The following is a 406-nucleotide window of genomic DNA, read 5'->3' as shown; positions in this document are numbered from 1 at the left end:
CGCGCAAGCGGATGGGCTCACGCCCGACCATCCACTCGATTTCGGCGATGGCGAGGGCTCACCCCCCGCGCGGCTGGTCGAGGCCGGGAGCAAGGTGCTGATGGCGGGCGCCCCGCTCGACACCATGACCCTCCGCCACCATGCCGAGCATCTGGCGCGGGTCCCGGGCAACCGCCTTCGTCGCTACGAGGCGCCGATCCTGGCCCGCGGCACCGTCGAATGGCGCATGAGCGAGGAATTCGACACCTCGGACCCGAGCGGCCCGGGCCTGGCCGAGGACTCCTTCGGCACGATCGTGCGGGAGTTCCTCGCCTGCGGCCATGGCAGGCAGGGCATGGTCGGCCGGGCGCCCTCGGTGCTCGTGGATGCGGCCGCGATCTGCGCCTTCGCGGTCGCCTGGATCGAG

1 protein-coding gene is annotated in these 406 nt (G+C 72.4%); it reads left to right on the top strand.

Annotated elements, in window-relative coordinates:
- Positions 1–406, top strand: a 406-nt coding sequence (locus tag F0L46_RS25755; RefSeq protein WP_149822431.1) for an AAC(3) family N-acetyltransferase, incomplete at both ends; no start/stop codon positions are given.

The sequence above is a fragment of the Salinarimonas soli genome (assembly GCF_008386575.1).
In the GTDB taxonomy this organism is placed as follows: Bacteria; Pseudomonadota; Alphaproteobacteria; order Rhizobiales; family Beijerinckiaceae; genus Salinarimonas_A; species Salinarimonas_A soli.
The sequence above is the reverse complement of the archived record's forward strand: the minus strand, read 5'-3'. Positions and strand labels throughout refer to the sequence as shown.